The organism is Mesorhizobium sp. WSM4840, assembly GCF_055811755.1.
Map to the genome: position 1 here is coordinate 21138 of NZ_JBVVQD010000020.1, position 14418 is coordinate 35555.

At 58.4% G+C, this 14418-nt stretch carries 13 protein-coding genes and 3 pseudogenes; 7 read left to right on the forward strand and 9 right to left on the reverse strand.

The genetic code is table 11. The annotated features are described in order from the left end of the window. Positions 1-269: 269 nt before the first annotated feature. The 5 genes and pseudogenes from AC0L3I_RS24150 to queC all read left to right on the forward strand — a co-directional run bounded on the left by AC0L3I_RS24150 (position 270) and on the right by queC (position 3030). The gene (locus AC0L3I_RS24150) at positions 270-590 is read left to right on the forward strand and encodes an iron-sulfur cluster assembly accessory protein (RefSeq protein WP_473528440.1); all 321 of its coding nucleotides are present in this window, start codon (positions 270-272) and stop codon (positions 588-590) included. Positions 591-617: 27 nt separating this feature from the next. Further along, the gene (locus tag AC0L3I_RS24155) at positions 618-1079 is read left to right on the forward strand and encodes an iron-sulfur cluster assembly scaffold protein (protein ID WP_473528443.1); all 462 of its coding nucleotides are present in this window, start codon (positions 618-620) and stop codon (positions 1077-1079) included. A gap of 224 nt (positions 1080-1303) precedes the next feature. Beyond that, positions 1304-1939 carry a 7-carboxy-7-deazaguanine synthase gene (queE, locus tag AC0L3I_RS24160; protein ID WP_473528444.1) on the forward strand — a complete coding sequence of 212 codons (636 nt, stop codon included), beginning with the start codon at positions 1304-1306 and terminating at the stop codon, positions 1937-1939. Next, a pseudogene (gene queD / locus AC0L3I_RS24165) lies at positions 1936-2288 on the forward strand (6-carboxytetrahydropterin synthase QueD). Before queE ends, queD begins: the two are co-directional and overlap by 4 nt. 4 nt (positions 2289-2292) lie before the next feature. After that, positions 2293-3030 carry a 7-cyano-7-deazaguanine synthase QueC gene (gene queC / locus AC0L3I_RS24170; protein WP_473528445.1) on the forward strand — a complete coding sequence of 246 codons (738 nt, stop codon included), beginning with the start codon at positions 2293-2295 and terminating at the stop codon, positions 3028-3030. 724 nt (positions 3031-3754) lie between these two features. Here queC and AC0L3I_RS24175 read toward each other — a convergent pair. Then, positions 3755-3964: a hypothetical protein gene (locus AC0L3I_RS24175; RefSeq protein WP_473528446.1), complete on the reverse strand. Its 210-nt coding sequence runs from the start codon at positions 3962-3964 to the stop codon at positions 3755-3757. A 103-nt stretch (positions 3965-4067) separates the two neighbouring features. Here AC0L3I_RS24175 and AC0L3I_RS24180 point away from each other — a divergent pair. Together AC0L3I_RS24180 and AC0L3I_RS24185 are read left to right on the forward strand one after the other, a co-directional pair. Beyond that, positions 4068-5111, forward strand: a pseudogene (locus tag AC0L3I_RS24180) (LacI family DNA-binding transcriptional regulator). After that, on the forward strand, positions 5102-5314 hold the full coding sequence (locus AC0L3I_RS24185; protein WP_473528447.1) for a hypothetical protein: 213 nt from the start codon (positions 5102-5104) through the stop codon (positions 5312-5314). The pseudogene AC0L3I_RS24180 and the gene AC0L3I_RS24185 overlap by 10 nt, the downstream one beginning before the upstream one ends. 443 nt (positions 5315-5757) lie before the next feature. Here the strand turns inward: AC0L3I_RS24185 and AC0L3I_RS24190 are convergent, their stop codons facing one another. The 8 genes and pseudogenes from AC0L3I_RS24190 to AC0L3I_RS24225 form a co-directional block, all read right to left on the reverse strand. Further along, positions 5758-5886 (reverse strand): hypothetical protein, encoded by a 129-nt coding sequence (locus AC0L3I_RS24190; RefSeq protein WP_473528448.1) that lies wholly within the window; start codon positions 5884-5886, stop codon positions 5758-5760. A gap of 420 nt (positions 5887-6306) precedes the next feature. After that, positions 6307-6496: pseudogene (locus AC0L3I_RS24195) on the reverse strand (hypothetical protein); the annotation flags it as partial. 972 nt (positions 6497-7468) lie between these two features. Continuing rightward, entirely contained in the window at positions 7469-8482 is a 1014-nt protein-coding gene (locus AC0L3I_RS24200) for a 1-aminocyclopropane-1-carboxylate deaminase (RefSeq protein ID WP_096458539.1), read from the reverse strand. Positions 8483-8884: 402 nt separating this feature from the next. After that, complete coding sequence (locus tag AC0L3I_RS24205) at positions 8885-9874, reverse strand: S8 family serine peptidase (RefSeq protein WP_473528449.1); 990 nt, start codon at positions 9872-9874, stop codon at positions 8885-8887. A gap of 34 nt (positions 9875-9908) precedes the next feature. Beyond that, complete coding sequence (locus tag AC0L3I_RS24210; RefSeq protein WP_473528450.1) at positions 9909-10457, reverse strand: hypothetical protein; 549 nt, start codon at positions 10455-10457, stop codon at positions 9909-9911. A gap of 1764 nt (positions 10458-12221) precedes the next feature. Next, positions 12222-12494 (reverse strand): exopolysaccharide production repressor protein, encoded by a 273-nt coding sequence (locus AC0L3I_RS24215; RefSeq protein WP_473528531.1) that lies wholly within the window; start codon positions 12492-12494, stop codon positions 12222-12224. Between the two features lie 92 nt (positions 12495-12586). After that, entirely contained in the window at positions 12587-12904 is a 318-nt protein-coding gene (fdxB, locus tag AC0L3I_RS24220; RefSeq protein ID WP_473528451.1) for a ferredoxin III, nif-specific, read from the reverse strand. Next, positions 12901-13302, reverse strand: coding sequence for a CCE_0567 family metalloprotein (locus tag AC0L3I_RS24225; protein ID WP_473528452.1), 402 nt, complete (start codon positions 13300-13302; stop codon positions 12901-12903). Before AC0L3I_RS24225 ends, fdxB begins: the two co-directional genes overlap by 4 nt. Positions 13303-14418: the final 1116 nt, after the last annotated feature.

The following is a 14418-nucleotide window of genomic DNA, read 5'->3' on the forward strand; positions in this document are numbered from 1 at the left end:
GCGCGGCGTTTGGAGCGCAGCACGCTTAAGTGTTCCCGCCCTTAACTGGTCGACATTCATATGATCGAAAACGCTGGCTCAGGCGACGACACTGGCGATTTGTCCGATGCCGCTTCTGTACGCAAGGTTTCTCTCTGTCCGACATCCGACAATTGTAGGATAGTCAGACAGGGCGCCAAATCCGCTAAACCGTTGTTTTAATGGATTTGTCGTCTCTGGCACGTTCTGTGCAGCGCGACTTGCGAACGCATCCGCAAGAAAATAGTCCCATGATCACACTCACTGAAAACGCCGTCGCTGCCGTCAAGGCCGCGCTTTCCCGCGCCGACGAGCCGGCGGAAGGCTTTCGTATCATGGTCGAGGCGGGAGGCTGCGCCGGCCTCAAATACCTGATGGGTCTGGAAAGCGTCTCGCGCGAGGGCGATGCCATCATGGAGACGGACGGGTTCAAGGTGTTCATCGACGCAAACTCCCAGCCCCATCTCGCCGGCATGACCGTTGACTTCGTCACGGACCTGGAATCCTCGGGCTTTGTCTTCGACAATCCCAATGCGCGGGACAAATGCGCCTGCGGCAAGTCCTTCGGCTAGCCGCCATCATGACAAGGATCGGCGCCTATGCGGGATGACACCGACAACGTCTACCTCTTCAGCGACAAGCTGTATTTCATCAACCCGAACAATGTCGGCGCTTTGGACACTCCCAATGCGGCCGGCGAGGTCGGCGCCGTCGCCTGCGGCGGTGGGCTTAAATTGACGATGGGTTTCGACCGTAAGACGCAAACGATCACCGCCGCAACGTTCCAGACCTTCGGCCGCGGCTCGGCCATAACCGCTTCCTCGGCGTTTAACGAATTCATCGTCGGCAAGACCATCGATGAAGCCCTTCAGATCACCGATCAGGACATAGCGGGTTTTTTCGGCGCCCTGCCGCCGCACATGACATCCTCATCGCTCGACCGCCTCATCCTGGAGCGCGGCTTACGGCTGATGAGCGAGTTCTTCCGTGCTGTGAGGCAGGCTTTCGAGGAGACACCAGGATTCTCACGCCTCGTCCTTGTCAAGGCATCATTGCCATGAGCGACGTGATCAAACCATTTCTCGTAGTGATAGGCTTCGAGGAACCAGAGACCCTTCCCCGCAACCTTTCCCCACTGAATCCTAATTCTGTGTGGAGTTCGGCCGAAAGCGGGTCTCGACGGTGGAGCGAGTTGCAAAACGTGCAGTGCGGCATTTCCCACCTTTTGCCGCGTCTCGTAACCCAGCAGAGGCGCTCCCTTGCTCGGCGGAAGGTCGCGTAAGCAATGCCATATGCGGTCAAGGAAATTTTCTACACCCTTCAAGGTGAAGGACGAAATGCCGGGCGGGCTGCCGTATTTTGTCGTTTCGCCGGCTGTAACCTTTGGTCGGGACGTGAAGGCGACCGGGCAAGAGCATTCTGCGGATTCTGCGACACCGATTTCGTTGGGGTAGATGGCCCCGGTGGCGGACATTTTGCCACCGCACAAGAGCTTGCGTTGGCGGTCGAGCAAGCCTGGCGCGGGCCGGGAACTGGGCAGCGTCTTGTCGTGCTCACCGGAGGGGAACCCCTCCTCCAGATCGATGAAGAACTCCTGGAAGCGCTGCATTCCTTGGCGTTTGAAATTGCCGTTGAGACCAACGGTACCATCCCCACACCCGCCGGCATCGACTGGCTGTGCGTCAGTCCGAAATGCAATGCACGCCTCGTGGTCATGGCAGGGGACGAGCTAAAGCTTGTATATCCTCAGATTGGCGGGGAGCCCGAACATTTCGAAGTTCTCGCGTTTGAGCACCTTTTGCTTCAGCCAATGGATGGGCCCGAGCGCGAGGCGAATACGACCGCCGCAGTGGCCTATTGTCTTGCCAACCCACGTTGGCGCTTGAGCCTTCAAACCCACAAACTTCTCGGGATCCCATGAAAATTACGCAAGCTTTCACCTTCGAGGCAGCGCACTGTCTTCCGCGGGTGCCAGAAACCCACCGATGTCACCGCATGCATGGCCACTCATACCGTGTTGAATGCGTCTGGAAGGGCCCGTCGATCCAGACACAGGCTTTGTCATCGATTTCTTCGATGTCGAGGCTGTGTTCGGACCGCTTCTGCAACGTCTCGACCATCAGTATCTGAATGAGGTTGAGGGTCTCGACAATCCAACAGCGGAAAACATTGCGATCTGGATCTGGAACCAAACCAAGCCGCTTCTTTGCCAAATGTGCTCGGTAACGGTCTATGAGACGCCGCTGTGCTGGGCTGAATACGAGGGTTGACCTGATGCAACGAGATCCGGGAACCGCAATCGTCCTTTTCTCCGGCGGCCAGGATTCGACAACCTGCCTGGCCTGGGCGCTGGAGAACTTCGAGCGCGTCGAGACAATCGGCTTCGACTATGGGCAGCGGCATCGGATCGAGCTCGATGTGCGGCCCTACCTGCTCGGGCGCATTCGAAAAGACTTTCCGGCCTGGCGTGGGCGACTAGGCGAGGACCACATGATTGACATGGCCGTGCTCGGCCAAATCAGTGATACCGCGCTCACGCGCGACGTCGAGGTCGCACTGAACGCGAACGGTCTAACAAATACCTTCGTGCCTGGCCGGAACCTTCTGTTCCTCGGCTTTGCGGCCGCGATAGCTTACCGGATGGGCGCGAAACACCTCGTGATCGGCGTGTCCGAGACGGATCGTTTCAGCTACCCGGATTGTCGAGATGACGCAGTTAAAGCGATGCAACTTGCCTTGAACCTTGGAATAGAGACGCGTTTCGTCATTCACACACCCCTCATGCGGCGCGACAAGGCGCAGACCTGGGCGCTGGCGGATTGGCTGGGCGGCGAGGCGCTGGTGAAGCTCATCTGCGAGGGAAGCCACACTTGCTATAGCGGAGACCGAGAGCATAGACATAGCTGGGGTTTCGGTTGCGGGACCTGCGTCGAGTGTAATCTTCGCGCAGCAGGATGGGAGCAATTCCGATCCCGCAAAGAGGCAACCGTGGCCGCCCATGAAATGACGTGAGCGCCCAGATCCGTACCGGCGGTGGCAATCTGTTCCATAGATCGTTTCCTTCTCTTTGTGGTGTTCAGCACGACCAGGGTGGGCGCCTTCGATGCCGTTTCGAAGGGCTGTTCCATACCATCGACCTTGATGATCTTTGCCGTTCGCGTGGTGCTGTTTGGTAGGGGAGTTCAGCACCATGGCGAGCAGGCTGCGGTTGTTATCCTTGATCCCGGTCGGATTGATCGTGGAGCGTACCGCCAAGAAAAAGGGGAGGTGTGGTTTCGACGAGAGGCGGTTGATGCCCGAGCCTGCCCTTATCTGGAAGATCGTCCATGCACGTCCATAACCAGCACGGCCGCACCATCGGCATCATTGAAGCGACAAATGACGACTTCATCGGCAATTGATGCCGGCGCCTGCGTAAGCCGGCACGGGCGCAGGCGCCTGCGGTGACCCGATGTTGCGGATATCCCTCCCCTGGCCTGCCTCGGCCCAATCAAAGGATTCCTGATAAGCGCCTTCGATCTGGCATGCTCGTGCGTCCAGTGAATGCGCGTGCCGCCTTGATGGCGATCGTCACGGCCTCAGTGTCGATGTTTGACGAAATGGATCTGCTCGACCGCCGGAAGGCAATCGAGCAGGTAATTCAGCAAAGTCGATCTCATGAGCCGTCGAATTGAAAAGGCGGCTGCGGTCATGAAGGATGCGCGCGACCGCATCCAGCGCCGGGGCAAAGCCATCCCTATGAGTCAGAAATGGCAGAAGTGTTGTTGAGGTCCAGAAAGCACTGTCCGTTGACGTCAGCCAGATTGGCGCCTTCGCATTGCAGCGCGCCGCGCGGCTTCGGATCGCACAGCCCGCAGCGCGCGTGGTGCCATCGGGAAAAACGGGCGGCCGCGGGCGAACAATCTTGCCGATTGGCATCAGGCGGCGCGGAGATTTCGTCCAACATGTCAGGCCTCTCCCTCGAAGGATCCGGAGAGCTACGCGTCTTTCGCCGCTGACATGGCCTTTGCACTTGAAAGAAGTCATTCATTGCATATGAGAGGCGGCTGATGAACAGGCCAACGATCGCCGATCTGGCGAAAGCCGCGGGCGTAAGTATTTCCACGGTCAATAGGCTCCTGCACGGAACTGGCACACTGCGACCGCAGACTGCCGACCTCATCTTGAGCGCAGCGCAGCAGATCGGCTTCCGCAGTTCGGGGCCGCTGCACGAACGCAGGCGGGACAATCTCCCGCATCGGCACTTGAGCTTTTTCATGTAGCAATCGCACCGGCCGCTCTGTCGGATCTGGGCCGAGGCGCTTCTAGCTAGGTGCCTGCGCGCGACGCACAGATGCGGTTATTGAGCCAGACGTGCTCTTCGAGGACGACCCTTCCCCCGAAGCGGTCGCTTCCAATCTGCTCAAGATAGGCGGAAGCACCGATGCAATCGTGGTGATCTCGGCCGATCACCCGCTCGTCGGCCAGGCGATTGATGAGTTGCGCGTCAAAGGCGTTCCGGTGATCGCCTACGTCACCGACCTGTCCGCCGCCAGCCGGGCCGGCTTTGTGGGAACCGACAACTGGAAGGCCGGCCGCACCGCCGCATGGTTTATCAGCCAGACGTCCGGTCGGCCCGGCAAGGTCTTTCCTCTCATCGGCAGCAACCGTTATCAGTTCCAAGACATCGCGGATGCGAGCTTTCGCTCCTACATGCGCGAGCACGCGCCCGAGTTCCACGTCAGCGAAACCCTCCTGACCCATGAGGCGCCGAAGAACGCCTAGGCAATCGTTCGCAGGCTGATAGCCGAGGAGCCGGAGTTCAGGGGCATCTTCGTTAATGGCGGCGGCATTTCCGGCGTTCCGCGTGCCATGCGCGAGCTCGCTGTGGAGCACCAGTGCAAAATCCGGGTCGTCTGCGCGACATCGGGCCCGAGACACGCAAGGGATTGAGCGAAGGCTTGATTACTGCTTCCTTGTGCCATCCCGTCGACAGGATGCCTGAAGAACTCATCGACGTGATGCTGCGCATGATCGAACGCAAGGACATACGGCTAATCGAACAGCGGATTGTTCCGTTCGAGATCCTCACGCCAGAGAGCATTTGGACTTAAGAATCGGAAGAGCCATCGTCGGCCGGATAAGGTCATCCGTACCGCTGCGAAGCGACGACCGCTTCGAAGGAAAACTGGGGCGCAAGGGCAGTTCGGCACTCATGATCCTCGTATCCACCGAAATAGGCCAGGAGGATGAGGAGATGGAAATCCCCGAGGAAGACGATCTTGTCGAGAGCTGGACCCCACGCTTGCGCCAATGATTAGGCTGCTTCTGCGGCAGTTCGTGCCGATTTGCGCGGCTTGTGACGCGCCACAACGTCCACCTTATAATCGAGTCGATCGAGGCAGCGCACCGGGCGATCTATAGAGAGCTTGGCTGTTCGCCCCATGACTACGGCGGATATGTCGGGCTATTTCATAGCAAGCAATTGAGCCGGATTTGGCTTGAGTGAGGCGCCGACGAATAATGATGGCGCGGATCTCACGGGCGAGCTTGGCTTTCCGCAATTCTCTTCGTTTCGTCAAAGCCCAAATCCGCAAACACGTTGCCGCTGGTCATTTCGCCGGTGATTCTTCAGTCATGACTTTGTTCCTTTCCGATGGTTTTCGCGATCGTGCGTCTCGGCCACCTTCAATCACTGTAACGGGATCGACTTCGCACTTGGGCGTCTCCCTACCCTTCTTCTGGAAGCAAGGATGTAGATCACACCAGCGAAGCGACGGCATGGACGGCGCGATAGGTATCCCCGTCTAAGTCGTTGATCACCTCAAGGATGCTTCGGCCGTCAAATCCCTTGAGGGCTTTAATCGCCGGCCGGATGCTGCTCGCCATTCTGGGGCATCGTTGATTGCAACACCCATCATGCAGCGGACATCGACCAATTAGACGCCGCTCAGCCACTGAAAATAAAAGATTCGGGTCAAACAGCCGTTTTTGCCAAGTGATGACATTTTCGGATGAACGCATTTTGGACTGCACGGACCGTTCCAGCTCGGCACAAACCGTCTCAGCTACCTTCAATCGCGCTCTGCAAATCCACCCATCGAGCACTTTGGCGGTTCTACATCGATAATGAGCCCAGTTTTGCTTTTTTGAGGGGGTATCCCTCTTGCTTTGTCCTATCATGCAACATGCCGAAGCGAATATCCCGGTAAAACTTGGCTGCAGCGCATCGCGTCTAGCGCTCGCTGGGCGGAGCTGGTCCGGGTTGCGAAGCCCGGCGAGCGCGGATCGTCTTGGGCGATGTGGTGATCAGGCGCGGTTCTTGAAGCGCCAGGATTCATGTCCGATTTCGATGATCTCGCAACGATGCGTGAGAGGATCGAGCAGTGCGGTAGTTGTCCCGTCGAAGAAGCGGCCGCGCCCGTCCCGGATGAGCGCCCGGGCGATGGCAATGGCCAGATGCGACTTCCCGTTCCGGGCCGCCAATCAGCACGCCATTGGACAAAGGCTGTCAAGGGCATCTCAACCGCCGGGCGGCGGCTAAGAAGGAGAAGAGGTGATGGAACGCAAGCTTGATGACGTGATCGCCGCCCTCCCCGAGGAGCGTCGGGAGCGTGTCGACGCACGTTCGAAGAGTTAAAGGACGAGGTCGAGAGCCTCGGAGAGCTGCGCCATGCGGCTGGGAAGCCCAGGGAGATTGCCTCGACCTTCAAGATCAAGCAGCCCTCTGTCTCGAAGATCGAGAAACAGGCCGATATGGATCTGTCGACACTTAGAGCTACGTAGAGGCGATCGGGGGACAAACTCACCTCATCGTCGCCTCGCCTCGCCTCGCGCGCGCCGCCTCCGTATAGAGCGGCTCGGCTACGTCGTAGCCCCCACCCCCTCCGCACGTAGTGCTCAAAGAGCCAGGTGGACGAACCCGCCTGAAAGCAAGCGCGCCGGCTGAACGCGCCGTTTCGGTCAAAATTGCCGAAAAGACGACGGTCTCGTCTACGCTCGCGATACATGGGCAAGCCCTCGTTAGACCCGATACCGATCTGCCCGCTCTCACGCTCGCGGGGGACGCCTCTTCCCTCGCCCGGGCTGGCCCAGTTCACCGCCGCGCTGGGGGTGTGCGGCGATGTGCTCGCCGACGACGACCAGCTCGAGCACGCTTGGTCACAGCTTCCATACCTGATCAGGTAGATACCTCCGCACCTGCGCGACATCTTCAGTGGTTTCCAATTTATTTAATTTGCGGCGATCATCGCCGCACGCAGAATGGCAAAAAACGTTAAACGGCCATGTCTGCTGCCTTCTTATGCGGCTCCAGGACACATTGAGCAGAGGCGAATACTGGCAAGCATCCAGCGCCACGACCCCACCTCGTGGCGGCAGTTAACGGCCCACTGCGGTTTCCCAAAGGCCTTCGGACAAAATTGGCGCAGCGCTGTTACGGCAGGCACAGCACGTGGAAATCTGTCGAGCATCAGCCATTGCGAAAGGTGTAGCCATAACCGTTGATGGCCGGCGCGCCGCCGAGATGCGCGTAGAGTATCCTCGAGCCCTCTGGAAAAAAGCCTTTTTGGATGAGGTCAATCATCCCTTGCATCGATTTGCCCTCATAGACGGGATCGGTAATCATACCCTCGAGCCGCGCACACAGACGGATCGCCGCCTTGGTTTCCTCGGATGGAATGCCGTACCGCGGGTACGCGTAGTCTTCGAGCAGCACCACGTCATCCTCGACAGGTTCCGTTCCGAGCTCGACGAGGGTCGCTGTATGTCGGGCAATGCTTAGCACCTGCGCCTTGGTTTTTGCAGGCGTGGCAGAGGCATCGATACCGATCACCTTGCGCTGTCGACCGTCCTTGGCGAATCCGACGAGCATGCCGGCATGCGTTGAACCGGTGACCGTGCAAACGACCATGTAGTCGAAGCCAAACCCTAGCTGTTCCTCCTGGGCGCGCACTTCCTCCGCGAACCCCACATAGCCGAGGCCTCCATTCGGATGAACAGACGCCCCGGCCGGTATCGCATAAGGCCTGCCGCCCCTTGCCTTGACCTCATAGAGCGCTTTTTCCCAACTGTGCCGGATGCCGATGTCAAAGCCATCGTCGACCAGACGCACTTCCGCTCCCATGATCCGGCTCAAGAGAATGTTGCCGACGCGGTCGTAGACGGCATCCTCATGGGGGACCCAGCTCTCGTGAACCAGGAGACATTTCATGCCGATCTTGGCGGCAACGGCTGCAACCATCCGCGTGTGGTTGGACTGCACGCCGCCGACGGTGACCAGGGTATCGGCATCCGACGCGATCGCGTCGGGGATGATGTATTCGAGCTTGCGGAGCTTGTTTCCGCCGAACGCGAGACCGGAGTTGCAGTCCTCGCGTTTGGCGTAGATCTCCACCTTGCCGCCCAGATGCTTGCCGAGCCGGTCGAGCTTCTCAATGGGTGTGGGTCCAAAGGTGAGCGGGTAACGTTCGAATTTTTCCAGCATATTCTCTCCGGCGATGATCATTCAGCTGAAATAGCCACGCAAAACTCGTTCCATAAGCGCTGCTTGGATTGGTCGGCCGCGCTCTTCGACCTGCCGTCAGAGCCTTGGCGATTTCCAGCGCTTTCCTTGCGACTGAAACGAAGCGATCCACATGTCGGCATGCTGCGATGAGGCGACCATCGCCTAGGAAACCTACGACGACACGCGGTCGGCATCTGTGTTTTTGCCAGCTTTGCGAGCGCAGCTAGACCGCCAAACCAACAGACTTCGATAAAAACGCAGTGGCTCTTGTTTGCGCTTGGATCGGCAGAACCGCACAGTTGCCGAGCCGAATTCTGCGAGGCGATTTTTGCGGCGCTCAACGCCTCACAGAAGTTTCAGCTGCTCGATCGAAGTGCTCGTCTACCTGATCGAAACGGGTGCCAATGCCCTCGAAAGGCTGGCCTCGCCGCGGCCGTAAGCCGCCGGATTGTAGTTGACGAGCGTGTCGGTTCTAGCCGTATCCAGCAACTGATTAGTTATCTGTGTCGGTGTTGCGGACGTGAACTTGCTGCCAAGGATGGCGGCATAGCCAGCCACTACAGGTGCCGCGAAAGACGTTCCGGATAGCCCAATCTTGTCGCTATCGATCCCCACCGTGAGGAAGTGGTTCTGCACCTCCGAATCTGAACCGGCGTAATTCGAATAGGAGGCGAGCTTCGCCTTGTTTTCGGGAGTGCCATTGTGCTCGAGCGCACCCACAAAGATTGTCGATTGCGTCCCAGTCAGCTCAAGAGCTAGGAAATCAATATCCCCTTCGGCCGGGGTACCTACCGCTACGGATTTGTTTCCGGCTGCCTTTGTGAAGACCGCGGCACCCGCCCGAGCCGCATCGACAATCGACTGCTCGAGCCGGTACCCGCTCACTGGGTTTTCAAGGGCATAGCTCAGATTAATGACATTGAGCCCCTCCTCCAGCGTCAGCGGAACTGCTTCCAAATAGTCGAGCTCGACTATCTTTGCGCCAGGCGCCACCATGCCGGCTGCTTGAGCGATCCACTGCCCATGTTGCCGCCATTGGGGGCCATAGCCGAGATCCCCAAACTCATCCATTTCACCTGTGAAGTCGTCTGCGACAGTCACCGATACGCCGGAACCGGTATAGCCCGATGCCCATGCTTCACCAATATCCGGGCTCATCCAGCAAAAGGTCCCGTCGGCATTTTGTGGGCAGCCCGAGCTACTGCTTTCCGTGGTTGGCGTTCCGGTCGTTCCTTTACCGCTGACCCGCGCATCGAGATCACCAGCAAAACCGGGTGCCGTCAGCAGGCACATGAAAAGACCGGCAACGAGTCCTACCGGGAACAATTGTGTTTTGTGCATAATAAACTTCCTGTCTGGATTGTTCTTCATCAACGAAATGTACCGCCTATGCCTTTCACTATCTCTAGAATTCACCCCTGAACCGAAGATCGAGTTTCAATCGGCTTGGATTGATGTTTGCCATATATTTCAACGTGTCCGCAGGCCGGAGTTGCGACGCGGCCAGACGGCAATTCACTGTCTGGAAGCCGCCGACGGCGCCATAGTCAGCCGTGCAAGGTCGTTCCGTCAGGTTCCCGCCCAAAATCGAACTGACGGTGAGAGAAAGCGTCGTGGACGGCGTCGGTCGCTTTTGCAGAATAAAGCCGAGTTTCACACCTGGGTCGATTCGGACCTTCTCGGCATGTTGGCCGGTGCTCGCGCCCCACAGGAGACCGAAATCATCCGAGAGCTGCGTCAACATTTCAAATCGCATGTCGATCCATTTGCTATGGTACCACTTGTCGAAAGACACGTTGGTACCACCCGACAGCTCGTATCCGCCTTGTCCCAGATGGTTGGCCGCCGCGGTTAGCTCCGAACCCTGGGAAATGCCGACAAGGCTGGTCTCCTGTCCGTTCGCAGTCATAGTGCTGACGAAGAATGTCATCACGAACAGGACGTAACTCGCCAACCGTATGCACATCTGCAACGCCCCTTGTTGGAGCCGCCAGCAAATCATGTGATCGACACGCGTACTGCAGTCCCTCGCCGCATCTTCAAACCCCACGGAGGCTCTAGCCGCAGACGCATGGCCGCCAGCGGCCAACGTGTTCATTCGCAACAAATCTGTGATCTCCCGTCCTTCAATTTTGCCGAGCCATCTCTTCGCTCTTCCCTGGCAAGCAGCTCCCGCCCTCTCAACGGAATCGAGCAAAATTCATGCCGATCTAGATGACGGCGCCAGGGAAGGAATAGTATGTTTGTTTTCAGTGGCTTAGACGAAACGTCCAAGACGCCGGCCAACCAAGGCTGTGTCGTCGAACCGACAAAGCCGACACAACACGCTGAGCGTGAACCCTCCCGCATGGCCAACACTCCCTTCTCGCTCCGGCCATGCGTCGGAGAGCCTCGAAACGGCCTTCATTTTCCATTCGACGCAATCCTCTTCAGTCGGACATTGCGCCGCCCAATTTGAAGTTCTGTACGCGAATCGTCTGAAAAGGCATGCCCGGCAGAGACGGACCTCCCTGCCGGGCCGGGTTCGCCTTGGGAGGTGGCGTAAGCTAGCGACTTTCGTGGCGGTGGGACCACTCAGTCCGTGCGTTTTGCGCAATAACGAGCATGTACCGTGCCAAGCCAAAAAGCATTTAAGAAACACCCGAGAGCCAGCTTCCTCCACGTTGCGTACCAGACATTGTCGGCTATCGGACAATGCCGAACGAGGCCTCTCGGCATCGACCTACGCCTGAACCAGAGCGCACCCACAAGGCCGTTCGATGCCATTTCGACCTGGCGAACTGGTGGTGACCGGGTTTGAGCTCCGAACTGTTCGCCGGCTGACGGACAGGGCGGATGTTTACCTTCAATTCAGAGGGCGCGGCCACGAGAGGCGGCGCGGCGAAATGCGCTCGGGCAGATGATCGCGAGGATCGCCACAATCGGCATGGACGCGCCGTAGGCCAATCAGCCCCTCGGCAACCTCGCGATGTGACGCCCCAGCAAGTGAGCCGTCGAGCCCACGAAGAACGAAGGTTAGACGCGTTTTTCCGGGTTTGGCCCAGACTTAGTTCATTGAGGCACTCGAGCGCCCTCAGGCGATGCTTCGAAAACATCTCGGGCCAGGTCGCCTCGGCACGGAGGTAAATAGGGTGCAAGATATCCACGCCTGAGACGGCGAGCGGGCGACAGCAGGACCGTCGCACGACATGGCAATGCCAAGAGCTCGATCGGCGATAGGGCGATGTCGCCGAGGATGCGGACAGCAGTTCCAGGATCAACACATCCGGCAGACTGGCAAATCAGCAGCCTGATATCTGTCCACCCTCAGGGGCGCACTCCAGATCGGCGTCCACTTATTGCCCCCGCTTGCATAGGCGCGACGAGGAGCGCTCGCCGGGCGGAGCTGGTCGGGTTGCGCAGCCCGGCGAGTGCGGATGTTTGGGCGGTGGGCGCGTCAGGCGCGGTTCTTGAAGCTCATCATACGGCTGTGGCAGAGCCGGACATGTGCCACCTTCACACGTGTCATGTTCTCCGGCGCTTCGTTCGCCTTCGAGACGAAGCAACCCGCGTGCCGTGCGCTGCGATCGACTACCATTGCCCGGAGAACTGAAACTGCATTGCCCTGGCGTTAGAACGATGAGAATGCCGTCGCCTTCGACCATATCAGGGAACAATGACCTCAATAATCAAACTTGAACAAAGTGATGAATCTGAGCTCTGATCTTGTGACGGCGCGTCAAGGGAGGAGCAGCGATATGCCGAGCGTTTGATTGCGCTGGGGTACATCTTGAGTTTCATTCCTATGCTCATCATCGTCGCGCGACTGGTACCGAACTTCCTGGGACCTATCTAAAAGCCCAGCCCCTTGCCCGGCGTTGCTAGCGCGGCTGGACCGCCAAATCAGAAAGAGCACGCTTGCGAAATAGCCCAGCTGAAGAAGTAGCGAACAGCCCAGCGTCGTGACCACTGCTAGAGGGAACGAATAATGCGAAGCGAAGTAAACCGTCACAGCGTTGCCGCACAGGACCAGCCCGAGGAGCCGGCAAAATGTGATGAAGCGCAATGCCGTTCTCCTGATTTTGTCTCGTCAAATCATGCAACTCATGCTGCGATCTGGTCGGCCGCGACATGGGTCTGGCAGTTCTTTGGGCAGACGCGGCCGCAGGCTCCGCAGCCAATGCAGCGGCCGGCATGGTCGACAACCATGATCATGCGATTGAGCTCACCATCGAAGTCGTCGTCACCGCCGTCGCAGGCGCCGAGGATTTCGCCCGCGTCATCGACGCCGTAAAGATGCATGACCTCGCGCGAGCAGACTTTGAAACAGCGGCCGCAGCCGATACAGATCTTGCCATCTATAGCGATCAAATATTCCGGCACCCATGTGGAGCCGTCGCGGCTGATGAACGTGCTCCTCATCCTAAACTCTTCATTTTGGCGAGCTCTCTCCTGGCACCATCCAACTCGGCATAAACGGCATGCGTTTTCTTGGCGACTTCCTCTATCTCAATCCATTTGACCGGGAGACCCTCGGCAAGGTCGCGCAAGTTCGTCTTGGCAATTGCCGCGCGCAGTTGAAGCTTTCGGACTTTCTTCGCCGTCTCATCCAGGTTTGACATGATCCTTCCTCGACAATTGGTTTCTTCACGCCCGCGCCAGTCGGGATAGGCAATAGCTGCAGTCGCATCGTCGACCAGTTTCGCGCCGGTATCCGCGAGTTTCCGGAGAGTCTCGAAGCCGAACCGGTAGACGCCTTCGACAGACCGGCGAACTGCCCGACCGTGAAAAGCACGCGCCCGAAGCACCGTCAGTTTCATTTCTGTTGTTGACTATGTCATCACGCCTGAGCGCTCCTCGACAGCGCGTCCGGATCCGGATTGCCAATGAGTGGATATTCCGGCGCAGTTCATTGGTGATGTTGAAATCGGCCAGCAGCCCGGTGTCCGATTTCCGTTGGCATGAGCCGTGGAAGTCCTGAGCACGGATCAGCCGCAGGAAGCATTTGACGAACCGGCGGGCAAGGGCCTCGCCGTCCTTGTTGACGGCAGGGCCAAGCGCTGCGTGAGACATTTCGTTTCCTCAATTTCAGGTCTCGTCCTCAACGGAGGATTTCTGCTTTCGGTTACGCCGACTTCGGGCCCGCTTACGCAGCCGATGTCCGGCCTGGCCAGGCCCATTCCACGTAAATGCTGCCCCTGTGGCCGACCTTGAACACGTCCTGGACTGTGACGTCTTCAACGACGGGCCAAATTCGCGTCGAATATCGCGGCCGCGGCTATTCGGTTGGAAGTTATTAAGGTCCGAGCTCCTGACCTGGAGCAAACGGTCGACCCTGTGCTCCATGGACACAGTTACTGCGGGCGCGCCGCAGAAAATGGGCGAACTGACCAGGGTTCCATTCCACCTGTCATCCCTACACCTTGCCGGGCTGAAAGTTCGTGAGGGGTTCGCCACGCAGCCAGTCGTCCACTTTGATCAGAGGAGCCGGGGACTCTCTACGCAACATGTTGTTCTCCATTCCCACACCTTTCCTGACGTTTATGCGCGAGCTGGTTCTTCTCTCAGAACGGAACACACCGGTTAGGAGACCATCAAAGTCTTGCGTGTTCTCATGCGATCAGCCCTCACTCAGTATTGCCGATCTCAACCAGCAAACGTCATGCCAGCGCTTTGCCCGCAGTAAATGCATGATTCTGCCTCGAAACCTCACAAGCCCAAGACGGCCGGTTGTTTTGAACCCGACATGTTTTCTGCCGCTGTCAGCTTTTGGACACGCATCATGCGTCAGACGCTTGAGGGCGAGAACCGCTTGGCTGTCTGCCCTGCGGTAATGTTGGCCTCGGCTCATCTAGCATCATTCGCCGCCGGCGGTGCGCGGGCGCGCTAGGCTGACCCAGCGCCCCGAACCGCATGACCTTCTCGACTGGCTGGCA